General features: G+C 59.6%; 15 protein-coding genes. 6 read left to right on the forward strand and 9 right to left on the reverse strand.

Annotation, left to right across the window (positions count from 1 at the left end; genetic code table 11):
- The first annotated feature begins 72 nt into the window (after positions 1-72).
- Together AB4O40_RS01520 and AB4O40_RS01525 are read left to right on the forward strand one after the other, a co-directional pair.
- On the forward strand, positions 73-2,184 hold the full coding sequence (locus AB4O40_RS01520; RefSeq protein ID WP_082562953.1) for a hybrid sensor histidine kinase/response regulator: 2,112 nt from the start codon (positions 73-75) through the stop codon (positions 2,182-2,184).
- Between the two features lie 164 nt (positions 2,185-2,348).
- Positions 2,349-2,582 carry a DUF465 domain-containing protein gene (locus AB4O40_RS01525; RefSeq protein WP_008050666.1) on the forward strand — a complete coding sequence of 78 codons (234 nt, stop codon included), beginning with the start codon at positions 2,349-2,351 and terminating at the stop codon, positions 2,580-2,582.
- Positions 2,583-2,857: 275 nt separating this feature from the next.
- On the opposite strand, the gene AB4O40_RS01530 is transcribed toward AB4O40_RS01525, so the two are convergent.
- From AB4O40_RS01530 to AB4O40_RS01550, 5 genes are all read right to left on the reverse strand, one after another.
- The gene (locus AB4O40_RS01530) at positions 2,858-3,937 is read right to left on the reverse strand and encodes an SMP-30/gluconolactonase/LRE family protein (protein WP_056724384.1); all 1,080 of its coding nucleotides are present in this window, start codon (positions 3,935-3,937) and stop codon (positions 2,858-2,860) included.
- Positions 3,934-5,079, reverse strand: coding sequence for a sterol desaturase/SRPBCC family protein (locus tag AB4O40_RS01535; protein ID WP_056725091.1), 1,146 nt, complete (start codon positions 5,077-5,079; stop codon positions 3,934-3,936). Before AB4O40_RS01535 ends, AB4O40_RS01530 begins: the two co-directional genes overlap by 4 nt.
- A gap of 106 nt (positions 5,080-5,185) precedes the next feature.
- Positions 5,186-6,049, reverse strand: coding sequence for a LysR family transcriptional regulator (locus AB4O40_RS01540; protein ID WP_056724386.1), 864 nt, complete (start codon positions 6,047-6,049; stop codon positions 5,186-5,188).
- Between the two features lie 144 nt (positions 6,050-6,193).
- The gene (locus tag AB4O40_RS01545) at positions 6,194-6,508 is read right to left on the reverse strand and encodes an SCP2 sterol-binding domain-containing protein (protein ID WP_007946492.1); all 315 of its coding nucleotides are present in this window, start codon (positions 6,506-6,508) and stop codon (positions 6,194-6,196) included.
- A gap of 64 nt (positions 6,509-6,572) precedes the next feature.
- Positions 6,573-7,283, reverse strand: coding sequence for a histidine phosphatase family protein (locus AB4O40_RS01550; RefSeq protein ID WP_414914320.1), 711 nt, complete (start codon positions 7,281-7,283; stop codon positions 6,573-6,575).
- A gap of 201 nt (positions 7,284-7,484) precedes the next feature.
- Between AB4O40_RS01550 and sohB the strand changes: the two genes are divergently transcribed.
- On the forward strand, positions 7,485-8,507 hold the full coding sequence (gene sohB / locus AB4O40_RS01555; RefSeq protein ID WP_056724390.1) for a protease SohB: 1,023 nt from the start codon (positions 7,485-7,487) through the stop codon (positions 8,505-8,507).
- Positions 8,508-8,649: 142 nt separating this feature from the next.
- Here the strand turns inward: sohB and AB4O40_RS01560 are convergent, their stop codons facing one another.
- Positions 8,650-9,237 (reverse strand): hypothetical protein, encoded by a 588-nt coding sequence (locus AB4O40_RS01560; RefSeq protein WP_223542781.1) that lies wholly within the window; start codon positions 9,235-9,237, stop codon positions 8,650-8,652.
- Positions 9,238-9,522: 285 nt separating this feature from the next.
- On the opposite strand from AB4O40_RS01560, the gene AB4O40_RS01565 reads away from it, so the two are divergent.
- Entirely contained in the window at positions 9,523-13,410 is a 3,888-nt protein-coding gene (locus AB4O40_RS01565) for a dermonecrotic toxin domain-containing protein (RefSeq protein ID WP_460056489.1), read from the forward strand.
- 51 nt (positions 13,411-13,461) lie between these two features.
- Here AB4O40_RS01565 and AB4O40_RS01570 read toward each other — a convergent pair whose 3' ends face one another.
- Together AB4O40_RS01570 and AB4O40_RS01575 are read right to left on the reverse strand one after the other, a co-directional pair.
- Positions 13,462-13,956 (reverse strand): DUF934 domain-containing protein, encoded by a 495-nt coding sequence (locus tag AB4O40_RS01570; RefSeq protein ID WP_056724395.1) that lies wholly within the window; start codon positions 13,954-13,956, stop codon positions 13,462-13,464.
- Positions 13,940-15,598 carry a nitrite/sulfite reductase gene (locus AB4O40_RS01575; protein WP_056724397.1) on the reverse strand — a complete coding sequence of 553 codons (1,659 nt, stop codon included), beginning with the start codon at positions 15,596-15,598 and terminating at the stop codon, positions 13,940-13,942. Before AB4O40_RS01575 ends, AB4O40_RS01570 begins: the two co-directional genes overlap by 17 nt.
- Positions 15,599-16,122: 524 nt before the next feature.
- Here AB4O40_RS01575 and AB4O40_RS01580 point away from each other — a divergent pair.
- Positions 16,123-17,208: an ABC transporter substrate-binding protein gene (locus AB4O40_RS01580; RefSeq protein WP_056724399.1), complete on the forward strand. Its 1,086-nt coding sequence runs from the start codon at positions 16,123-16,125 to the stop codon at positions 17,206-17,208.
- Positions 17,209-17,214: 6 nt separating this feature from the next.
- Here AB4O40_RS01580 and AB4O40_RS01585 read toward each other — a convergent pair whose 3' ends face one another.
- A complete protein-coding gene (locus AB4O40_RS01585) occupies positions 17,215-17,433 on the reverse strand; it encodes a DUF2970 domain-containing protein (RefSeq protein WP_056724401.1) in 219 nt (72 codons plus the stop codon).
- A gap of 178 nt (positions 17,434-17,611) precedes the next feature.
- Here AB4O40_RS01585 and AB4O40_RS01590 point away from each other — a divergent pair, with 178 nt between their 5' ends.
- Entirely contained in the window at positions 17,612-24,208 is a 6,597-nt protein-coding gene (locus AB4O40_RS01590) for an NEL-type E3 ubiquitin ligase domain-containing protein (protein WP_460056484.1), read from the forward strand.
- Positions 24,209-24,258 lie beyond the last annotated feature (50 nt).

Here is a 24,258-nt window from a genome sequence, read left to right on the forward strand (position 1 = left end):
ACCTCTATGAAACGAATAGCGCGCAGGATGCTCGAAACAAACGGGTGCAACTTACCGGGATAGAGCCAGCCGATGCAGTTTCTAGAGGAAAGCCACGGGTGCTCCGGGTGGAACGGCGAAATGGCCGGGCGCATTCGTGCGTTCGACTGGAGCCCGACCGAACTTGGCCCGCTCGATTCATGGTCCAGGAGCCTGAGCAGCGCGGTGCAGTTGATGCTCGCGTCCCCGCTGCCGATGGTGATGCTCTGGGGCCAGTCCGGCTACATGATCTATAACGACGCTTACTCCAAGTTTGCCGGTGGGCGTCATCCGTATCTGCTCGGTTCCGCTGTAGAGCTGGGTTGGCCGGAAGTCGCCGAATTCAATCGCCACGTGGTCGACACCTGCCTGGCGGGCGGCACCTTGTCCTATCGCAACAAAGAGCTGGTGCTGCTGCGTGACGGGGTTCCGGAAGATGTCTGGATGGACCTCTACTACAGCCCGGTGGCTGACGATGACGGGCGCCCGGCCGGGGTCATGTCCATGGTGGTGGAAACCACGGAGCGGGTGATCTCCGAGCAACGGCGACAAGTGGCTGAAGACGCCTACCGCGCCGACAACGAACGGGTACGCCTGGCGCTCAACGCTGGCGCCTTGCTCGGTTCCTTTGTCTGGGACATCAAGGCCAACGTACTGACGGGTGATGAGCGCTTCGCTCGCGCGTTCTCTTATCCGCCCGGGCAAGACCTGCAAAACCTGTCCCGGGAAATCGCTGAAAGCCGGATCCATCCGGACGACCGCAGTTGGGTCCAGGAACGAGTCACACTATCGGTTGAGACGGGCGAACCCTATAACGTCGAATACCGGATCCAGCGCCCGGATGGCAGCTACCTCTGGGTACTCGCCAGTGGTTGTTGCGAGTTCAATGAGCAGGGCGAGGCGTTTCGCTTCCCCGGCGTGCTGATCGATATCCACGAACGCAAGAATGCCGAAGAGTCCCTGCTCAAGTTCACCCGCAACCTGGAGCAGCGGGTGGCCGATGAGGTCGAGGCGCGGCTGGCGGCGGAGGAACAACTGCGCCAGTCACAGAAACTCGAAGCCATCGGTGGCCTCACCGGCGGTGTGGCCCATGACTTCAACAACCTGTTGCAAGTGATCGCCGGCAACCTGCACCTGCTGGCACGCCATGAGCCGGGTAACGCCAATGTGCAACGCCGGGTCTCGGCGTCGATCGCTGCCGTCGAGCGCGGTGCCAAGCTGTCCTCGCAATTGCTAGCATTCGCCCGTCGCCAACCGTTGTCGCCCGCGGTCTTCACATTGCGGCAGATTTTCGATGGCCTGGCGGAGCTGCTGCTGCGTGCCCTGGGTGAAACCCTTCAGGTTCACATGACGGCACCCGAAGACTCGTGGAATGTGTTCGTCGATCGCAATCAACTGGAAAACGCCATTCTCAATCTGGCGATCAATGCCCGTGACGCCCTTCAAGGCGAGGGCAGGATTGACCTGTGCGCGGAAAACATCGTCCTCGATCGCAAGTTTTGTGCCGCAAAGGGCATTGCCCCCGGGGACTATGTGCGGGTGTCCGTGACGGATACCGGTGTCGGCATGCCGCCACAGGTACTGGCCCAGGCGTTCGAGCCGTTCTTCACCACAAAGGCCGACGGGCAGGGTACCGGCCTGGGCCTGAGCATGGTGTTTGGCTTCGTCAAGCAGAGTGGCGGTCATATCGAAATCGCCAGTGAAGTGGGGCGGGGGACCCGGGTGCAGTTGTACTTCCCGCGCACCTTGCGCGCGGCACCCAGCGAAACGCCGGGCGCTGATGTGCCGCAACGGGGCGGGCACGAGCGCATCCTGGTGGTGGAGGACAATGAGGCCGTGCGGGTAGCGGCGGTGGAGTTGTTGCGAGAAGAGGGCTATCAGGTCCTTACGGCCACCAACGGTGACGTCGCCATGCAAATGTTGCTGGAAGGGCTGGCGGTGGACCTGATATTTACCGACGTGGTCATGCCCGGCCTGATCAAGAGTTCGGATCTGGCGGCCTGGGCGAAAGTGCAGGAACCACCGGTGGCCGTGTTGTTCACCTCAGGGCATACCCGCGACATCATCTCGCGCAACCACCAGCTCAGCCCCGACACCCACCTGTTGAGCAAACCCTACAATCCTGAAGCGCTCAGGCAAATGGTGCGCATGGTGCTCAACGGCTGAAACCGCTTGAGCAGACAAAGGTTTTAGCGCCTGTGGGACCGGACGACGAACGGACACCGCTGGTCTGACAGGTGGTCGACAGAACGGGCAAACCGAGGCCATTCTGATAGTTGGTGAACGCAATTGATCGCGTTTCGCTGCCGATCAACTAACGGAGGTGTTCCATGCCGGTGCCCCATGACCTTTATCAGGATCTGAAACGCTCAAAGGAAGAAATCCAGCAGAAACGCACCAAGGATCCGTTACTGGATTCACTGCTTAACAAGTATTCCCAGGCGGATGCCGAAGTGGTGAAAGCAGAGGAGGCCAAGTCCAACGATGACACCGTAAGGAAGCTCAAGGAGACACGTCTGCTGGTCAAGGACAAGATCGTCAAGCAACTTGGCGCGTCGTCCTGACCCACCAGCCTGCCACCGACGACCGGTGGCTGAACAGTTGAAATGGCACAAAAAAAATGGCACCTCGAATGCCCAGAGACCGATGTTATGGCTCTCAACGAGGTGCCTCATGACCCAGCCCGAATATCCCGATGAACTGAACGCTGTCCCATGTGGGAGCGGGCTTGCTCGCGAAGACGTCAGCACAGTCAACACCACTGGTGACTGCCCGTCCGCCATCGCGAGCAAGCTCGCTCCCACAATGGGTCCTGGGTGAGTTCAGACAGGGCGCTTGCTCATTGCAATGCCTTGCTTAACGGCAATCGCACCATGTTCCGGGCTTTCAGCGAACCGAAATACAACCAGTCCCCATATTCGCGCACCGTGGTGATGGGGGAGTAGTTGTTTTTGCTGCCATCCTGCAGGTTGGCGATCACTTTGCCCTCAAGGTCCAGGCCCAGGGCAAATCCGCGTTTTTCCACGGGCTTGGGCAATACGGTCATGGCTCGCACGATCATCTTGCGTACCAACGGATGCGGTGCCGTGGCGTCGAGCAAGGGGTTTCGGGGGGCATACAGGGCTACCCAGAAGCGGTCGCGGCCATTGAACGACAGGTTGTCCGGCAGCCCCGGCAGATTGTCGATGAACAGGTCATGGGTGCCGGCTTTCGGACCGGTGAGCCAATAACGGCTGATGCGGTAGGCACCGGTTTCATTGACCAGTACATAGGCATCGTCCGGACCCAGGGTCACGCCGTTGGCAAATTCCAGCTTATCCAGCACAACCGCCGTCTTGCCAGTCTGGAAATCGTAGCGCAGCAGTCGACCGTCGCCGCCGTGTTCGATCACGGCCTCACCGTCGTGGCCATAGCCGAAGTGGCTCGAAGCATCGCTGAAGTAAGCATAGTGACCGGGTTTGTCGATGGCCACATCGTCGATAAAACTGAAGGGAACGCCGTCGGCTTCTGTGGTCAAGGCCACCAGGCGTCCCTGGGCGTCGAGGGACAACAGACCTTTGACGGCGTCGGCGATCACCAGCAGACCATTGGGATGCCGGGCCAGGCCCAGTGGTCGGCCACCGGTATCGGCCAGGATCTTGGTGTTGTTGCCGTCCAGGCTCGTGCGGATCAGGCGACCGTCGTGCAGGCCGGTGATGAGCGCGTCGTTTTCCAGCAACAAGGCTTCCGGTCCATCGATGTTGGCGGCACCCACGCGTTCCACGTCCTTGAGCCGCTGGTTGTCGGCGTAGATTCCGCTGGTGAGAGACGGTGCAGGTTGTGGCGTCCAGGCCACTGGTCGCACCTTGGTCGGCATCAGCAGCAGGAAGGCGCCGATGACGATGATGGCAAGCAGCAGGCATTTGAAGGTTCTGCTCACGCGCCGACCCCCGTCGCCGCCAGATACTTCTGCGCCATGTCGCGCAATGCCAGCATCGACGCCGCCGATTCCCCATCGATGCGTCGCTTGAGCAGCAACCGGTTGGCAATGCGCATCGCCAGGCCGCTGAACTGATACTCCAGGGTGCGGACGAAGCGGGTGTCCTCGCCTGTGGCATCGCATTCATAGGTCACCACCAGCGACAGGCCGTGATCACCCCGGGCCTCGGCGCTCCAGCGCCGCCCGGGCAGGTATTCCGCTACCTCCCAGCGCAAGTGTCCGTCGCGCCCGCCGGCACGGATGTCTTCCTCGAAACGTGCACCGGCGTGCAACGGACCTTGTGGCCCATCGATGCGCAGCGACGACGGATGCCATTGCGGCCAAAGGGTCACGGTACTGGCGTAGGCAAGTACCTGGACCGGGGTTCCGGCAATGACAATCTGATGTTGCATGCGGGTCATGGGCGTTCTCGTCGGGTTGAGCGGCTCAGGTTCCGGCTCCCAATAGAGGGTGCCGAACAGGTAGTCCATCAGCGGGAAAACGATGTTGAAATTACGCTCCTGCATCAATTCGCGGCGGTGATGCAGTTCGTGCAACCGGCGCATCTGGCGGATCCACGGCAATCGTGTGACCAGGTTGCGCGACGGCAGGTGCTCGCAGGCATGGAACACTTCGTAAACCAGGTAACCGAGGACAAGAAGGCCGCCGACCAATCCGGCGACGTTGGTGTTGATGTGCTTGAGCAGCCACCAGAGGGGCAGGGCGAAGGCGAGGGTGTGCAGCACGATCAGCCACGCCGGAAACAGGATCACTCGCCAGTCGCGGGCGCTGTCGTAGGTCATGTGGCCGGGGGTGAAAAAGCTGTGGTGGTCGACTGCGTGACGGGCATAAAACAGCCGGGCGAAGCTCTTTTTATGATGCCCCAGGTGGCGATGCACCATGTACACGCCGAGGTTGAACAACAGTAGCGTGACGGGTACCGCCAGCCATTCCGCTGGCCGCACCTGATGTACGTTGCTCCAGAAAGCGCTGATCGCTACTGCCCCGAACACCAGGACAAACGCGCCGTGCAGCCAGGGATTGTAGAGCGGATGAATGTCGGCGCGGTAACGGCTGCGGAATCCTTCGGTGGTCTGCCTCACTGCAATCACCAGTCGTTTTTGTTATCTCTTTCAGATTAGCCGATCCCGGTGATTTGACGGAGCGAACCTTGATGACACAACGGCCATGATCCGGTGCAAACCGGTCTCAGGTCAGCGGATCCCAGCGCTGCGACCAGTCTTCGTCGGAATCGATGACCTTGCGCAGCAGGTCGAAGGCGCGTTGCAGCGTCGGCGAGTCACGATCGCGCGAGTAGACCAGATAGGTCGGGTAGTTGAATTCCGGTGCCTTGGGCACCCGTTCCAGGGCGCCGCTTTGCAGATAGCTCTGCACGACGCGGGTGCGGAAGTAGCCACTGCCGCCGTTTTCGAGAAGGTACTGCAAGCCCAGCGGGCCGAGATTGAAACTCAGCGCGGCCTTGGCTTTTTCCGGCAGCGCGGCGTCGTGCTGGCGCCGGAAATCAGCGCCCCAATCGATGTACACATAAGGATCGGGCTTGTCGACCTGGCGCACGAGAATCAGTTTTTCTTCGAGAACCTGCTCGACCTGCAAACGCGGCCAATACTCGGGCTGATACACCAGCGCGGCATCCAGAACGCCCAACTCCAGTTGCCGCAGCAGGTTTTCGCCGTCACGGATTTCCATGCGCAGGGCATGGCTGGGGATGTTCTTGCGGATTTCACCGGCCCAGCCGAGCATCAGCGGATTGCACAGGCTCACCTCGCCACCGATGTGCAGCACATCGTGAAAACCCTCGGGCAACGGCAAATCACGCCGCGCGGCTTCCCAGGTTTGCACCAGTTGATTGGCATACACCACGAACGCTTCGCCGTTGGGCGTCAGGCGGGCGCCGGCACGGTTGCGCACGAACAGGGTGCTGCCCAACTGGCTCTCGAGTTTTTGCACCCGCGCGGTGATCGCGGTCTGGGTGACATGGAGTTTTTCCGCGGCGGCAGCCAGGCTGCCATGGCGGACGATTTCGAGGAAGGTGCGGGCGAGGTCGATGTCCATGGGGTGGCCGGTGTGGGAAGTTCAGGCATTGTATGCCCCCTTGCCACAAGGTTCAGCGGCGGGCAGGCAAAAACGACGAATCCCGCCACTAAGGGCGGGATTCGTTTGCAGCAGGCACACTCCCGAAGTTCGGGAGCCAGGTGCTTACGACGGGAACAGTTCGGACAGTTTCATCGCCAGCATCATGTCGCCTTCAGCGCGCAGTTTGCCGCCCATGAACGCTTGCATGCCGTCAGTCGAACCGTCGACGATGCCTTGCAGGGTTTCGCCGTCCATCACCAGGGTAACTTGTGCGTCCGGGTTCTCGCCTTCCTGCAGTTCGCAGGTGCTGTCCTTGACGATCAGCGAGAAGTTCTTGGTGTCGTCGATGCGGAAACCGAAGACCAGGTCCAGACCGGCAGCAGCGGCTGGGTTGAACTTGGCTTTCATTGCTTGTACGGCATCAGCTACGGAGGTCATGGTTCGATCCTTTCTTGGGTAATAAGAGCTGGGTGATTACAGCCAGGGTCACAATAGTCCGGACTCAGCGAAACGTGATGAGTTCCGGGGCCTTCAACAGTTGCAGGTGCGCATGACTGTTGAAGGAAGCCAGGGACACCTCGCGACCACGAAACTTAAGCTGGTTGAGCGAGGTGTTGACGATTTGCCAGTTCAACTCAAAGGCCTGCCGGGCAGGCATTTGCGTAATCAGGTGGAGCAGGGCAGTGATGGTGCCGCCGGAGGTGAACACGGCGATTTTCTGGGTGTTGTCGGCCTGGTCGAGGATGCGATGCAAGCCGGCCTGCACCCGTTCGACAAACCCCAGCCAGCTTTCCAGGCCCGGTGTGTCGTAGGTGCCGGCCAGCCAGCGCTCGATGATCAGGGCGAAGATACGCTGGAACTCAGCGCGGTTTTGCGCAGCGTTGCGCAGGATGTCCAGGGCTTCGGGTTCGTCCGGCAGCATGGCCGGCAACAGCGCGCGGATCACCGCATCGGCGTCGAACTCGTTGAAGGCGGAGTCGGTTTCCAGCAGCGGCACCGACAGGCCCGCCGCGGTGAATTGCTCCAGCGCGCTGTTGGCCGTGTGCTGCTGGCGGCGCAGGTCGCCCGCCAGGCAGCGGTCGAAGCTGATCCCCAGTTCGGCCAGGTGGCGGCCAAGGATTTCAGCCTGACGAATGCCGGTCGGCGACAGCACGTCGTAGTCGTCCGCACCGAAGGAGGCCTGGCCATGTCGAATCAAATAGATGCTGCCCACGTCCGCGTCTTCCCGGTACGTTGAAGGTTTGGCGAGGTTATGAGGATGGCGGTGTGCTGTCAATGAAAAAACATACGCTTGTTTGAAATGCTCGTTACACGCCTGTTGCCAGAGGTTTCACGACTGGTCGCAAGGTCGGCGCATGGGTATGCTGGAGGTATCCCGCGCGCGTTCAAGCCGCGCATCGTTTGAGGAGTCCCTGTGGAGTTTTTTTCCGAGTACGCCATTTTTCTGGCCAAGACCGTGACCCTGGTGATCGCCATTCTGGTGGTCCTGGCCAGTTTCGCGGCCTTGCGCAGCAAGGGGCGGCGCAAGTCGTCGGGCCAGTTGCAGGTCAGCAAGCTCAATGACTTCTACAAAGGGCTGCGTGAGCGCCTGGAGCAGACCTTGCTCGACAAGGACCAGCTCAAGGCCCTGCGCAAGACCCAGGCTAAAACCGACAAGAAACAGAAGAAAAAGCCCGAGGCCAAGCCCCGGGTGTTCGTGCTGGATTTCAATGGCGATATCAAGGCTTCGGCCACCGAAAGCCTGCGCCACGAAATCACTGCCTTGCTGACCCTGGCCACACCGAAGGACGAAGTGGTGCTGCGCCTGGAAAGTGGCGGTGGCATGGTTCACAGCTACGGCCTGGCCTCCTCGCAACTGGCGCGTATCCGTGAGGCTGGCGTGCCCTTGACCGTGTGCATCGACAAGGTCGCGGCCAGTGGTGGCTACATGATGGCGTGCATCGGCCAGAAGATCATCAGTGCACCGTTCGCGATCCTCGGCTCGATTGGCGTGGTGGCGCAGTTGCCCAACGTCAACCGCTTGCTGAAAAAGCACGACATCGACTTCGAAGTGCTGACCGCCGGTGAATACAAGCGCACCCTGACCGTGTTTGGCGAAAACACCGAGAAGGGCCGGGAGAAGTTCCAGCAGGACCTGGACATCACCCATCAACTGTTCAAGAACTTCGTGTCGCGCTATCGCCCGCAATTGGCGATCGATGAAGTGGCCACCGGCGAAATCTGGCTCGGTGTCGCGGCGCTGGACAAACAACTGGTCGACGAACTCAAGACCAGCGATGAATACCTCGCCGAACGCGCCAGCAAGTCCGAGCTCTATCACTTGCATTACGCCGAACGCAAAAGCCTGCAGGAGCGCATCGGCATCGCCGCCAGCGGCTCGGTCGATCGCGTGCTGCTGAGCTGGTGGAGCCGTTTGACCCAGCAACGCTTCTGGTAATTCTGCGTTCAATGGGCTAATAGCAATTGTCCGCTTTTGTACCATGTACGATTAAAGGACCTTGAACGATGCCATGCAGGCAATGTTCAAGGTCTTTTTTATGGAGACTAAAAACTTAAGGGCGAAAGTGTTTATCCGGTGCTCAGAGCTGCCATGTTATATTTGGAATCCGGACTAGTCCGCGATTGATATACCAATCCAGGATCCTGCAATTATCGCCATAAGTGGCCAGCGCCTGGAGCAGAGATTCAATGTCGGCAAAGCGAGTTTTATACATGGTGCCGATGCTTTCATTTACCGGATAAACACTATCGTATTCAACCCGTATTGGAAACGCCACTGGTCCTGGCCCAAAAGGCTCATACTGAAACTGGAATCTATACATGTGGTCGAGTATAAACATCCCGGGTTCATTGAGTTGCTCTTTTAATGTAGTCGGTAGATCAGGGTATGAAGACCATGGCAGTTCGATACTGTCCATTTTACCTGGAACCTGTTTAAATCCATTTGACTTAAGGGCATCAAGCAGAGTCTCGAGACTCTTGAAACGAACATGATCAATGTTTGGCCATTCTTCGTGTTCAATATAGATGAGAGTGCTGTCAGTCTTGATGGGGACATAGACAATATTACCGCTGGCATCGCAGTATAAAATGGCGAGATAACTAAAGTTTCTTTCATTCCAAAGTATTTTGAAAGCGGAGTTGCGAGCTTCGTCGGTGATATACATCGTGCAAAATCCTTTTTGCGGTAGTTGAGTTTTCATACTCTATCGCGAAAAATAAACAACTTTGCGCGGAATATATTACCAGGATTTTCAAAGCAATATTGCGACGCTGGTTGTCTGGCCGGTCAGTTCGTTTGAGTTGGGTCCCGCTTTTTTAGCCTGCGAATGTCTGCCCGATGTCCTCCACGGCCCGGCGAAATCTCTGTAGGCAGCAGGCGACCGTTCCTGCTTTCGGCAGCGCGGCTGCTGGTTATGTTGATGCTCCAGAATAATTGCCATGGAACGCACATGAATGACCATCGGACACCGCTTCATGCCGAACATCTGCCGCTGCGCGAAACACTGGAGTCTGTGGTGAGCGCGGCTTTGCCGCAGTCTCCCGAGCAGTTCGGTGCGCAGTTGATCCAGGAAAGGTGGGGACAAGACATCGACCCGCAAAGCGCCCTGTTGGTCACCCTGGATTATCGCTACCGGGGGCATCCGCCGCAGGACGGTATCGAGCAAGGCCAGGTGGCAAACTCGCAAACCCTGGTGCAGGCGCTGCTGGCGAACTACCAGAGCGTCGCGGACGGGCGTATTGCCGAAGGTCTGTTGGACTTGTTCACACCGCCCGATGTCGGTCCGTCCATTCGTATCGTGGAGCATGTCGATGAATTCGCCGACCACGGCAATGGCAACCACCACACCTACGAAGGCATCTATCGCCGGACCACGCCTCAGGCGTATGGGCCGGCAACGCAAATTACCCTGAGGCCGGCGGCGTTCAAACAGTGGGTATGGGATCTGGATTTGCAAACCCGCTATCAGGCTTACCTTGATAGTGCCTGGCCCTCCGATAAGCGAATCCTCCAGGCGGCGCCTTTCGACCTGAGAACCTCGACCAGGGCCGCCTTTATCATGAGCGCCTGCCTGCAACATCAGGAGGGCAGCTTGAGTCAGGAGGGCCTGGCCTTGGCCATGCAGGCCGCCGGTTTGCCAGCGGAGCAGGCCTGGAGTACGTTGACTATCGATCAGATGCAGGCGCCCACCCGCATCAGCGCGCCGAACGAAGTCGGTCGGCTGACGATCTATCGCTACACATCGGACGATATCTGGTGTTACCGCCATCGTCGCAGCGGTCGGGTCTTGTTGAACATTCCCGGCAACTCCTCACCCCTGCATGAATTCGCCGACTTGCCGCATCTGCGCCAATGGATCGTGGCCCAAGGCCGGGTTGCCGCCACACGGCAAGCGCTGGTCGCGCATTTTGCCGAGGACGATCGTGAAGATGGCACTTTCCATGCGGGCGTATCGACGGCGTTGGAGGGCATGGCGGTTTACCCGAAGGAGCACTGGCTGACAAAGAACGCCGGATTCTTCAACAATGACGGTTTCTGGGACCCGCAGGACTACATCGACCTTGAGCGTGCGCCGACCGGTACCGATCCGTTCGCGCAACTGGTGCTGACCATGAAGCAGGCTTCCATGGCCAGTGTCAAAACCATCCGCAACGATGCCCAGGTCAATCGCGACAACCTGAGCGCGGTGGTGGAGCCGCTTGTGCAGTGGATCAACCGGCTGGGACCTTTGGCATTGTTCATTCCGGGAGGAGAGGGCGTCCTGGTGCTGGCGGGGCTGATCGACGCCGGTTACGGCCTCGATCAGGCCATCAACGGTAAAACACCCGGGCAGCGCTCCGAGGGGGTGACGCGTACAGTGTTCGGCCTGCTCAATGCGCTCCCGCTGGCCGGGGCGGTGGCAGCACTCAAGGGCGAAGAGAAAATCGCCGGGACGTTGCACGAGTCGGGGGAGCCGGGGAGCGAGCCACTTCCCGCAGCGCCGGACGAGCCCGTGCCCGATACGTCTGAGGTGCCCGTGCCGACACGTGTGGAACTGATGCGTGGCGTTTGCGCACCGCTTGCTGCCTTCAGTGATGAGGTATTGGCACGGATCGCCCGGATCAGCACGGTCGACGACGATATGTTGCGCCTGATGCAGACCGGTCGCCCGCTGACGCCGACGCTTGCCGACACCATCACTCGCTTCAAGCTCGATCAGGAACTTGAAGCCGTCGCCGATCCGCAAGCGCGGGCCGGATTGTTCAACGCCCGCTATCAGGCGCTCCAGCACTCGGACCAGGATTGGATTCGCCTGTTTCAGCGCGAATACAAGGGTTTGCCGAAAAGTGCGGTGGAGCAGATCCTCGACCGTTCAGGGGTCGACATCAATCGGCCCGTCGATGCTGACGAGGTGCTGCAACTGTTCAAGCGCCTGGACAGCAAGGCACGCGAGTATCAGCAGCATGTACGACTCAACCGGGCCTATGAGGGGTTGTACTTGCGTTCGGTCAGCCACCCCGATTCCGATGTCCTGGCGTTGCACTCCCAGGAACGCCTGCCCGGTTGGCCGGAAGGATTGCGCATCGAAGTGCTCGACGGGTCGATCAGTGGCCGGGTCCTGGACCGTTGCGGCCCGCTCGATTCGGCGGATTGCCGGCGCTTGATCAAGGCCGGTGATCGCTATCGGTGTGCCACGGTGGCGGCAGCCGACGGTGAAGGTACGGATCTGTTTGCGGCGCTGGTCGAACTATTGTCCGGGGAGGAACGCGCGGCGATGGCGCTAAACGCGCCCGACGCGGCCAGCCAGTTGCGCCTGCGCATTGGCGGGCACGCCTTGTCTCGTTCCGAGCTGATACTCGGCTTGAATCGAATGGATTCGCGGTTGCCCTTCGACGCCATGGGGTTGCGCGGCGGCGGCTTTCCAAACACGCCACAGGGCGCTGCGCTGGCTCACGAAATCATGCGCATGCAGGTCAAGGATCTGTATCCGGAGTTCACCGATGCCCAGGTGGACGAGTTGCTTCTGACGGCAGGTGCCCGGGCGCAAGCGCTGGTGGATCGCCTGACGCTCGAGGTGCGGCAGTTGCATGCCGATCTGCGCGACTGGGTCGACCAGACCGTGCTGGATGTCGATGACATGGATGTGGAGTTTCTGGTTGTGGGCGATGACGCCGCCGCGGGCATGAATCCCCGGCAGGTGGCGGCGCACAATGCCGAACTGCTGCAAACCGTGATCGATTCCGAGCGTGAGGTGCGAAATGAACTGGGCGAGGAGTTGATGAGCATCTGGCAAAAATGCCCGCCCGGGATCAATCGAGTCATGTCCGGCGAGGTGTGCAGCGGATACAGGCTGGACCTGGGGTACGAGGATTTCCATCGCTTGCCGACAATGAACGTTCGCTTCAATGACGTCGTCGAGCTAACGATGCAGGGCTTGCACCTTGTCGAACGCGAGAGTCTGAGCGCTTTTCTCGAAAGCTTTCCCAATCTGCACACCCTGAACCTGAAACGAGTCGATCTGCGCCGGCTTAATGCAGGCAATGTGCTGGAGGGGATATTGCCTGCACCGGTTCGGCAAATGACTCGACTCACAACGCTCAACCTGAGTTCCGCCTTTCTTCAGCTTCAGGAGAACACGGCTTCGCAGTTTCGTGATCTGCCGAGCTTGCAAACGCTGGACCTGAGTGACAACCCGTTGACTGTCCCGCCCGTGGTATTGGGGCTGAATGAGTTGCGTGTGTTGAACCTGAGAAACACCGGGATCAGTCATTGCCCGATTGGCGTCGCCGATCAGCCGTATCTCACCTCGCTCGACTTGCGAGGCAACCGGATCAGTCGGGTTCCCTACGCAATAATGATTCAGGCGATCTCCCGGGACCGGGTGAAACTGTGGGGCAATCCGCTGACGGATGAAGAGACGTTGTTGCGCCTGGTGGATCATCGCGAACGCACCGGTATCAACCTGTGGCTGAGCGAGCCGGGTACCGATTACGGCAGTGCGACACCCTGGTTGCAGGAGGGTGATGAAGGCGTGCGCGAAGCCCGGCAACAGATCTGGCAACGATTGGCCGTCAAGCCATCGGGCAGTACGTTGCTCCGGGTCATGGATGGATTGAGTTTGACCGCGGATTTCCAGGTCGGCTATCGGTCGCTGCAGGCGCGGGTGTGGCGTTTGCTGCAGGAAGCGGATGCGTCAGAAGAGCTGTGGGGTTGGTTGCGACAGTGTGTCGAAACGCGGATGGGCGATGCGCAGAATCCGTTCCGGTTGTTCGTGGTGCTGGAGGATCGAGTCCGGCTGTACCGCGATTGGGTCGCCATGGGGCGGCCGATGCCGCTGGCCGACTATCCACCGTTTTAGCCGGGAAGGTGAAACGCCTTGAACCCCGGGCCGGGGTTCAAGGCGTGACGGTCAGCGACGACGGAACAGCGGTAGCGGTTCGTCGGTAGCGGCCTGATAGGACACCGAGAAGTCCTTGAGGCCTTCAAGGGCTTCGTGCGGGTCTTTGTCGGCGCGAATGGCGAACGCGTCGAAACCACAGCGATGCATGTAGAACAACTGGTCACGCAGCACGTCGCCAATGGCCCGCAATTCGCCCTTGAAACCGTAACGGTCACGCAGCAGGCGGGCATTGGAGTAGTTGCGGCCGTCGGTGAATGCCGGGAAGTTCAGGGCAATGACCTGGAACTGAGCCACGTCTTCGCCGATTTCCTCGGCTTCTTCATCGGCGTCCAGCCAGATGCCCAGGCCGCCGTCGCGGGCCAGGAGCATGCGGCTGTGTTCGCGCCACAGTTGCAACGGAACGATGTAGTCGTCGCAGTTGGTGATTTCGTCGATGTTGAAGTCCTTGGGCAGCAGGTGCCAGGTCTCGTCGACGACCTCGTTGTTCTTAATGATTCGCTGCATAGACACGCTCCTTGAAGAGGTCGATACCAATACGCTGATAGGTGTCGATGAAGCGTTCGTCTTCGGTACGTTGTTCGATGTACACGTCGATCAGCTTTTCGATCACGTCAGGCATGGCTTCCTGGGCAAAGGACGGGCCGAGGATCTTGCCCAGGCTGGCGTCACGGCTGGCGCTGCCGCCGAGGGAAACCTGATAGAACTCTTCGCCTTTCTTGTCCACCCCCAGGATGCCGATGTGGCCGACGTGGTGGTGACCACAGGCGTTCATGCAGCCGGAGATGTTCAGATCCAGTTCGCCGATGTCGAACAGGTAGTCCAGATCGTCGAAACGACGCTGGATCGATTCGGCGATCGGGATCGACTTGGCGTTGGCCAGGGAGCAGAAATCGCCGCCCGGGCAGCAGATGATGTCGGTCAGCAGGCCGATGTTCGGCGTGGCGAAGCCTTGCTCGCGCAACTCGCCCCACATGGCGAACAGCTTGTCCTGCTCGACGTCGGCCAGGATGATGTTCTGCTCGTGGGAGGTTCGCAGTTGGCCGAAGCTGTAGCGGTCGGCCAGGTCGGCCACGGCGTCGAGCTGTTTGTCGGTGATGTCGCCCGGTGCAACGCCGGTCGGTTTCAGGGACAAGGTCACGGCCACATAGCCCGGCTTCTTGTGGGCCAGGGTGTTGCGCACGCGCCAGCGGGCGAAGCCCGGGTGCTGCTGGTCGAGTTCGGCCAGGGCGGCGCTCTGGTTGTCCAGTGCCTTGTAGTCCGGGTCGACGAAGTGCTTGGCGACGCGCTGCACTTCGGCTTCGGTCAGCGTGGTCTGGCCACCGCGCAGGTGCTCCATTTCCGCATCGACTTTCTGTGCGAAGACTTCAGGCGTCAGCGCCTTGACCAGGATCTTGATCCGCGCCTTGTACTTGTTGTCGCGACGGCCATAGCGGTTGTAGACCCGCAGGATGGCGTCGAGGTAGCTCAACAGATCTTGCCACGGCAGGAATTCATTGATGAATGCGCCCACCACCGGCGTACGGCCCAGGCCACCGCCGACCAGCACACGGAAGCCCAGTTCGCCAGCGGCGTTGTGCACCGGCTCAAGGCCGATGTCATGGACTTCGATGGCGGCACGGTCGGAAGTCGAACCGTTGACGGCGATCTTGAATTTACGCGGCAGATAGGCGAATTCCGGGTGGAACGTGGTCCACTGGCGCACGATCTCGCACCATGGGCGCGGATCGATCAGTTCGTCGGCGGCGACACCGGCAAACTGGTCGGTGGTGACGTTGCGCAGGCAGTTGCCGCTGGTCTGGATCGCGTGCATCTGCACGGTGGCCAGTTCAGCGAGAATGTCCGGAATGTCTTCCACGGCCGGCCAGTTGAACTGCACGTTCTGCCGGGTACTGATGTGGGCGTAGCCCTTGTCGTAGTCACGGGCAATTTTGGCCATCATTCGCATCTGGCGCGAAGTCAGCTGGCCGTATGGCACGGCGACTCGCAACATAGGCGCGAAACGCTGGATATAAAGGCCATTTTGCAGGCGCAGGGGGCGGAATTCTTCTTCGCTCAGCTCGCCTGCCAGATAGCGTCGGGTCTGATCACGGAACTGCTTGACGCGGTCCTCGATGATCCGCTGATCGTATTCGTCGTATACGTACATATAAGTCCTGTTCTCAGGCTTGGGCCGGTCGGAAACAGCGGCGTTTTTTTGGCTTGCTGGCGTCCGATAAAACCTCGGCAATTCTGCGCGCACGGCCGCGCACTCCCTACGGAGCCGGGGCACGATACCAGTTTGCAGTTATGCGTAAAAGTGATGTTTGAGCATATGTAAAGAACCAAATCGCCTAATGATAAACGTTGATGCAAAGACCCTGTTTGTGATGCGGGCAATCGTCGTCTTTACTCTGCTCGAGTCTTTATGCAATCACCGATAAAACCGACAAGAGGCGATGCAATGAGCAACCCAACCAAAGCACGGAAAAGCGATAGCACCGTTGATGCATGGGCAATTTTGTTCCTGATCATTCTGGTCGTGGGGACGGCGGTATTCTGGGTCAGTCATCAATAAGCGACACCGTCCGGGCCCGGTTCCGACGATTGTCTGACAAAAACCGGAAAAATCGCCGTTTTACGGACGTTCGCTGGCTATAATGCGCGGCGAATTTCCGGGGGCTCGGACGACCAATGCTGAAGTTTCTGTGTGGCGTATTACTGACGCTGGGCATGGTCTTGGGACCTTGTGCCCAGGCGGCGTCAGTGCTGTTCCTGAATCCGGGAACCCCCACCGAGGCTTTTTGGGTGAGTTATTCGCAGTTCATGCACGCCGCGGCGACTGACCTGGGGATGGACTTGCGCATCCAGTATTCCGACCGTGTCTCCGAAAACACTCTCCGCCAGGCTCGCGAAGCCCTTCAGGGCCACCATCGTCCCGACTACCTGGTGTTCGTCAACGAGCAATACATCGCCCCCGAAATCCTGCGGCTGGCCAAGGGCAGTGGGGTAAAGCTGTTCATGGTCAACAATGCCCTGACCCCGGATCAGATGAAGCTGGTCGAAGCCCGGCCTGACAAGTATCCCGATTTGCTCGGCAGCCTGGTGCCCAACGACGAGGAGGGTGGCTACCTGATGCTCAAGGAGTTGATCCGACAGCACGGCCCGGTAGCCCCCGGCCAGACCATTGAGTTGCTGGCTTTTTCCGGATTGAAGATCACCCCGTCCGCGCAATTTCGCGAGAAGGGCATGCGGCGTGCCTTGGCCGAGCACCCCGAAGTGCGTTTGCGGCAATTGGTGTACGGCGGCTGGACCCGGCAACGTGCCTGCGAGCAGGCCCGGTTGCTGTTCAAGCGCTACCCGCAGACGTCGCTGGTCTGGGCTGCAAATGACGAAATGGTGTTCGGTGTGATGCAGGCGTATGTCGAAGCGGGAGGTGTGCCGGGCAAGGGCGTGCTGTTCGGCGCGATAAACAATTCACCCGCCGCGTTGCAAGCGCTGCTGGACCATCGCCTGAGTGTCTTGCTGGGCGGGCACTTCACCCTCGGTGGCTGGGCGCTGGTGCAATTGCATGACTACGATGAAGGTGTGGACATCAGCCAGTACGGCGGCCGTGACCGGCAGATTCCGTTGTTGCAGCTGATCGATCGGACGCAGGCCAGGCGGTTGCTGGCGATGGACACCGCGCAGGACTTTGGCGTGGATTTCCACAAACTCTCGGCCAAGGGACGTCCCGCGTCCTGGCGTTATCCGTTCACCCTGCAAACCCTGATGCACTGAGTCTGATCAAACCCCGGCCAGAAGCAGCACCAGCTTGACGATGCCAAACAGCGTCAATGCAAACACCGCCGTGAACATTATCCCCAGAATCACGAAATGACTCGGCTTGCCGTGAGTGAAATCTCGGGCCCGGTTCTTCCCGCTCTGCACCCCGAATGCCGCCGCCATGACGCTGTGCAGCATTTGCCAGAAGGTCGGCGGCTTGTTGTCGGCTGGATCGGCCATAAATCCCTCGCCTGTCAGTAGGTCCTCAGAGCATAGACAATCCAGCGGCCGGTGGTGGGGCGGCCGGTCCGCGGATCGACGTATTTTGAAATCAGTCTTGAGCGGTGCGATAACTATCTACCGCAGATGCGGTTCGCTGAAATGGTGTCCTGTCGTTCCATTTTTCAGGAGCGACACTATGTCTACCCATCCTCCATCCGTGCCCCGTCAACATTTGGTTCCGGGCCGAAACAGCATTCATCGCGAACTGCTTGAACAACAGACGCCTGATTGGTTGATCGATGCCACGCCGCAGCGGCGAGCTGCCATAAAAGCGAGCGGTTCGCTCCCGCCGCAGTGGTACCAGCGAGCATCCCGCGAGCAAAAGCAGGCACTGAAAGACCTTTTCAACGACAGTTTTGTGTCCCAGGCCCGGCTCGACAAGACGATGTCGTCGCTGCCGGACGCCGAAAGCTTTGCCGAGCCGATACTGCGCAAGGCCTTGAAGGAGCAATTTGGTGTTGAGGTCGACGTCAACAAAACCCTGGTGTGCCTCAGGCGGGCGCTGGAAGTCAGCGCCCTTGAAATAGAGATCGCCTCGTTCGAGGTGATGAAACTTTCGTTGTTGCAAGCGGCATTGCACAACTTCGAAGCGTCCGAGTGTGAGGAGGGCGCTTTTCATCGCGGGTCCGGGTTTGTGATCGAGACATCGACGCCAGGCACGTTCGAGGTCGCTACCTTCAGCATGTCGGTCAGGCAGTTCCTCTCACTCTGTCGCAAGCTGGATATCGGCGCGCAGTATCAAACCCGACTGAAGGCGTTTTTCCAGCCAGCGGATGCGCAGAAGGAAACGGCATTGCGCGAGCAGTTCGTTGCCAGCCAGAAAGCGGCATTGAAGGCAGCAGCCGAACTGGCGCTGCTGAAAAAGGACATCGAGCCCGACGATTACGAAATGATTCTTTCGGTGGTTAACGGCGAAGTTCATCCCCGTCTTGGCAACAGGCCTGTCTGGTTTCGCGACCTGAGTTTGATGAAACGCAGGATGACAGGCTGCGTCGTGTTCGGCATCTGTGAACAATATCGCTATAGCAGCGATTTCATCGTTTACATTCCCCATGATCCGGAACATCCGCTCAAACGCTATACCCCTGAGCGGATGAGGGCGGAATTCAAGCGGCAATTCACAGCCCTTGGCGCATCGCCGTCGAGTGATGGCCCGACGGAGCACCAGCGGTATTTCAGCCAATTCGTCGCTTACGCCGACCGGCCTTACTATTTCAGTCAATTCACCCGTAAAGCCGCGGATGCTCCCGCCGATCCATTGCACTCCATTTGGGTGAAAGTCGCGCAGTACATTCCCGTGCTTTCTCCCGTCGCCCGCATCAAGGAGTTGCCACCTGAGCATTCGGTCAAACGTGAGCGGGTCGAAGATCCCTACCTCGATCCTGTTGACGTCACTCGCAAAGGCGCGGCCGGAATCTGGTCCGCCAACACCGATCTGTGGACTTATCTCTACGAGCAAAACCGCGCCAAGGTGATCGCCGATGCACGCAGTCATGCTGTGCCCACGGCTGACGTCGATGCAACGGTGCGGGCGAAAAAGCTCAATCACCTGCTGGAAATCGGCATGCTGGGCTTGAACATGGTGTCGATGTTCGTACCGGTGCTGGGCGAGATCATGCTGACGGTGATGGCCGGGCAATTGCTGTACGAGTCGTTCGAGGGCGCGATCGAGTGGAGTGAGGGGGATCGCACCGCGGCCAAGGCGCACCTGATCGACGTGGCGGAAAACCTGGCGCTGATCGCGGCGATGGCCGGGGCCGGCAAGGTGCTGGGCAAGCTAGTGCCACTCGCACCGGAGCCCGTGATCGAAGGGCTGGACGCCATCAAGCGTGCCGATGGCACGACTCGGCTGTGGAAACCCGACCTGAAGGCCTATGAGCGCAACGTTGAGCTGGGCGATGACATTGTCCCCAATTCTTTGGGACAGTTTCGCGCGAACCGCAGGACTTACATCCGCCAGGCGGGCAAGGTGTATGAGATCACCTTTGATTCATCAGTGAAAAAATGGCGCATCAAGCATCCGTCCGATACCGGGGCCTGGCGGCCGATTCTCGAACACAACGGCCACGGTGCCTGGCGCCATACGCTGGAGCGTCCTCTGGAGTGGGACCGTTTGACCCTGTTGCGGCGCATGGGCCATGCGACCGAGGCCCTGACGGACGAACAACTGCTCACCCTCGCCGATGCCAGCGGTGCCACTGACAATGCCTTGCGCAAGATGCACCTCGATCACCTGCCTCCGCCTCCGGGGCTGGTTGAGTTGTTGTCGGCGTTCGAGGCTGCCCCCGGTAGCTCCGAGGCGGGCAAGGGGCCGGTGGCGATGTTGCGGCGAGCTTGCCCGGGGCTGAGTGAATCCGCAGCCAACAGGGTGTTGCAGGATGCCAATGCCGAGGAGCTGGCGCGGTGGCAAACGACGCGGCGGATCCCCTTGAACATGCTTGAAGAGGGCCGCTGGTACGCACGCCAAGGGCGCGTCAACCAGGCCTTTGCCGGGTTGCATCTGGAGCGTATGGCGTCGGCGGACAGCCGATGGCTCGCCCTGCATTCCCTGGAAAAACTGCCGGGCTGGTCCGACAGCGTGCGCCTGGAAGTGCGCGACGGTCACGTCGAGGGGCCGCTGATCGATGGCATTGGCAGTCAAACTGCCGTCACGCGCAAATATGTGGTCAAGAAAGGACCGGCTTACCAGGCGTTTGATGAGCGCGGCGAGGAGCTCAACGGCATTCCTCGAAATGAAGACAATTTTTACTCGTCGATCATGCACGCCTTGCCCGACTCAGCGCGACAGGCGCTGGGTGTTCCCCATGTGGCTCAGGGCAGCCAGTTGCGCAAGGCAATCATCGACCATGCCGTTGCCCATCGTAGCGAGCTGGCACAAAGCCTGGAGACACGCACTGGCAAGCACGCGAACTTCAAGCCTCCGGTCCGGATCAACGAACGGTTGGTGGGGTACTACGCCAGCGGGCGCGGGCATGGGATCAATCCTTCGCTGGCGAGTCGGGTTCGGGATGTCTATCCGGCGCTGACCGAACAGCAGGCCAACGGATTTGTCCTGGCGCAGCTGCGTGCGGGGAAAACCGACGGGCAGATTTACGGTTTGTTGCAGACCCGCCTGCGCGAGTGGGAGACGCTTGAGGCTACGCTCGATCATTGGGTGGGCGAGCCATCGCCGAACGCTGCCCTGGAACTCATGTTGGGTGGCAAGGCCTCGGTCGCGCAGAGCCTCAAGCAAAGCTGGCGCAACTCGCCGTTGGCTGCAGAGCAGGCGCGCTTCACATTGCTTGAGCTGACCTGTGACCAAGCGCTTCCTTCGTTGCCTGCCGATTTCTCCCATGTGCGTGATCTGTACGTCCGGGGCCGCTGCATCACCGATGCCAATGCCGATGCACTGCTGGGCAATTTCCCCAAGTTGAGAAAACTGCGGATCAACGCCACGGGCAATCAGTTCAGCAATGTGCCCGAAATCATCGGTACGATGCCGGAGCTCACCGATCTGAGCCTGTACTCATCCGCTCCCTACGCCGCCGACATGCCGACGAGGCTGGGCGCGTTGACCAGGCTTGAGTACCTCAATGTCTATTGTTCGGCGTTTACGCCGATTGCGCTGGATGTCAGCCAGTTGCGCAATCTGCGCCTGCTGGAAGTGCTGGCACCTTCATTGTTCGAATGGCCCGCCGGGGTGCTCGAACTGCCGCGACTTGAGCGATTGAATCTCAAGGGCACCGGGATCAGGACATTGCCGGACGGCATTTTCAACGGACATGAAACACTCTGGTCCGGACTGTCGCTGGACTGGTCGAATTTCCTTCGTGAAAACTTCAGGCCGGCGTATGAGTACGCCAAAAGCCTACCCCCGCACCTTGTCGATCTCGAGGAAATGGTCAGGGACTACAGCAAGGGTGAGTTGAGACGCCTTGGCGAAGGCCTCAACGAGAATTACGAGACCTTGTTCAATCGGTTTGTCGAGCAGTGGCCGGACGCCGAGGCGAGGTACGGAGCGATCGAAGCCTTGAGTGAGCAAAACACTGTACTCAACCGCAACCTCAATGATTGGGGTGAAATGCCGATAGCGGTCAATGAAATGACAGGCCGGATATTAGCGACAAGCTCCCTGAGAGCCTGCTGGCGCAAAGGCGTATTCAAGCGTTACGGCGCTAGAGCCGATGCCTCGGTGCTCGACTTGCCTAATCTGGGGCTGAGTAGTTTTCCCGAGTTGCCGGCCGGTGCTTTCCCGGAAGTGCAAACGCTGTATTTGCGAAGCAATCAAGCGCCCGCAGCACAGATTCGCGGTTTCATCAGCGGTTTTTCCGAACTTCAAACACTCGAATTGCGTGGTTGCGGCCTGACCGAAATCCCCATCGGACCCAAAGATCTCGGAAAATTGACTCAACTGGATCTCTCCAGTAACGCGATTGTTGTCGATTCCGGGGTTCAGCAAGGTCTCGATGGGTTGAAGATGCTCGAATATCTGGACCTTGGCAGCAACCCCCTGAACACCCTGGACGTCAGCGCAATGACTCACCTCAAGGCCTTGAACCTGCGCGCGACAGAGCTGGGGGAGTGGCCGGCAGGTGCCCAGGACTTGCCGGATCTGACCTGGCTGGATTTACGCGACAGCAAAATTTCCGAGCTGCCGGGGGCGGTGCTGGAAAATGAGGTGTTGCTCAAAACCAATCTCGGCGGTTCGCCCTTGACCCCTCAGGCTGACGCAATGCTCCGGACCGCCTGGCAGCGAATAGAAGCGGCCAGAGTACTTCCAGAGGGCACCCTGCAGCGGTTCGCCCTGGAGCCGATACCGCTCGGTTTTCCGCCGTCCGAGAGTGGGTTTTCCATTGCGCAGCATTTGCTGACGCTGCCTGAGGTACCGGCGGGAGAAGGGACCGAGGTTTTCACAAGGCGTCTGCAACGTTTAAAGCCGGCACTGGCGGATGATGAGGCCTTGCAAGCGCTGGAACAGATGCGCGAGCGCGGGGTGACCGAGGTGCAAATCAGCGAGCGCCTTGCCGGTTGGGAACAGACCTTCGAAGCGCTTACGCGTCAGTTGAACGGCTGGATCTTCACACGGGGAGTACGCGACACAGGCTGGATAATATCTTCAAGCATTCGCCGGTTGGGCGCCTTGCGCATCCTCGAATGCTGGCGCCAGGGCCTGGCCGGCGTGGAGGGGGTTGCCAATGCCGTTTTGGATCTGAGCGGCCTGCAACTGGGCGATCTCCCTACGTTGCCGGGAACATTCGACCACGTTGGCAGGCTGGACCTGACCGGAGTAAAACTGACCCGAACAGGCTCCGACGGGTTCCTCGCCGCCTTTACCCGGCTCAAGACCCTGGAACTCAATGGCAATGGGCTGGAGGCAGTACCCGAGCCTGTCCAGCACATGGATAGGCTCGAGCGCCTGGAGCTGTCTTCGAACCGGCTGGACGATGCCGAACACCTGTACGACTCGTTAAGCAATCTGGAACGTCTGAACCAGCTTGACCTGAGCTACAACGAACTGGAGTCCTTCGACCTCGACGTTTTCGAAGCGCTGGTGACACTCGATCTGCGCAATAACAATCTGACGCAATGGCCTGGCGGTGTGCTGGATGCCGCCCACCTCCGGGTCCTGAACCTGAGTGGTAACGGCATCACATCGGTTCCGGCGCAGGCGCTGGATGGCAATCACAACGTCCTGATGATCGGCATCGACCTGAGTGATAACAACCTGGTGCTTGAGAGTCTCGAGCGCTTGAGGGACTACCGTGACTCGGGAGCACGGGACACCGTGCTGGGCCTGTCGCGCGATGAACTCGACGAGTTACTCGATGATGCTCAAGACCAAGGCGACAGTGACAGCATTGAGTCGGATGAAGAACTCCCTGACGTTGAGCCTGATTCCGCGCAACAGGCCCCTTGGCTGGCCAATGCGCCCCCGGAGGAACTGGCCGGTAAAAGCGAAATCTGGAATCAACTGGCGGCCGAGCCGGACAGTGCTGCGTTCTTTCATTTGCTCGAGCGACTGCAAGACACCCGGGAGTTTCGGGTGGCCAATGCCGATTTGACACGACGGGTCTGGACAGTGATGGAAGCCGCGGCCAGCAACAGCGAACTGCGGGAGGTTCTGTTCGCCAGTTCGAGTACTCATGGCACCTGTGTCGACGGGCGAATCCTCACGTTCAGCGGGCTGGAAAGCAAAGTGTTCACCCACAATGCCTTGCTCGACATTGCGCCTGGAGGCCTGAGTGTGAAGGGTCAGGCACTGCTGAAGCTGTCCAGGCAACTGTTTCGACTGGACAAGATCGATGATCTGGCGACCAAGGCCGCGGTTCGATCCGGTGGGGATGAGGCCGAGGTGCGCCTGGGTTATCGAATCGGCCTGACGGAGGGCTGGGATGACGGCCTGATCCTGCCGGGTCAGCCGAAACACATGACGTATGCGTCGGGCGTCACGCGGCAACAACTGGCGGACGCGCGCGCGGAGGTCGTCAATGCGGAGCAGTCCGACGGGTTTTACGAAGACTTGATCCAGCGCGACTATTGGGTGAGCTATCTGAAGGAGAAATACCCTGAAGAGTTCACGGCACTTGATGAAGCGGAGAATCAGGCGGGGGAGGAGGATGACGTCGATGACGCTGCCCTTTTGACTCAGATGTTCGAACAGACGGCGGCGCGCAACGCGAAGATGATCGAGTTGTCCCGCAAGGAGGTTGCGGGTAAAGAACCGCAACCAGGGACATCGGCCGGGAACAGCTGAATCAGCCGCTGGACAACCACTGTGGGAGCAAGCTCGCTCCCACAGTGGGT

The organism is Pseudomonas sp. S2_F07, from assembly GCF_054668325.1.

Coding starts and splice junctions, on each gene's coding strand:
- AB4O40_RS01520 (WP_082562953.1), top strand. CDS start 73: ATGCAGTTTCTAGAGGAAAGCCACGGGTGCTCCGGGTGGAACGGCGAA.
- AB4O40_RS01525 (WP_008050666.1), top strand. CDS start 2,349: ATGCCGGTGCCCCATGACCTTTATCAGGATCTGAAACGCTCAAAGGAA.
- AB4O40_RS01540 (WP_056724386.1), bottom strand. CDS start 6,049: ATGGACATCGACCTCGCCCGCACCTTCCTCGAAATCGTCCGCCATGGC.
- AB4O40_RS01545 (WP_007946492.1), bottom strand. CDS start 6,508: ATGACCTCCGTAGCTGATGCCGTACAAGCAATGAAAGCCAAGTTCAAC.
- AB4O40_RS01560 (WP_223542781.1), bottom strand. CDS start 9,237: ATGTATATCACCGACGAAGCTCGCAACTCCGCTTTCAAAATACTTTGG.
- AB4O40_RS01565 (WP_460056489.1), top strand. CDS start 9,523: ATGAATGACCATCGGACACCGCTTCATGCCGAACATCTGCCGCTGCGC.
- AB4O40_RS01570 (WP_056724395.1), bottom strand. CDS start 13,956: ATGCAGCGAATCATTAAGAACAACGAGGTCGTCGACGAGACCTGGCAC.
- AB4O40_RS01575 (WP_056724397.1), bottom strand. CDS start 15,598: ATGTACGTATACGACGAATACGATCAGCGGATCATCGAGGACCGCGTC.
- AB4O40_RS01580 (WP_056724399.1), top strand. CDS start 16,123: ATGCTGAAGTTTCTGTGTGGCGTATTACTGACGCTGGGCATGGTCTTG.
- AB4O40_RS01585 (WP_056724401.1), bottom strand. CDS start 17,433: ATGGCCGATCCAGCCGACAACAAGCCGCCGACCTTCTGGCAAATGCTG.
- AB4O40_RS01590 (WP_460056484.1), top strand. CDS start 17,612: ATGTCTACCCATCCTCCATCCGTGCCCCGTCAACATTTGGTTCCGGGC.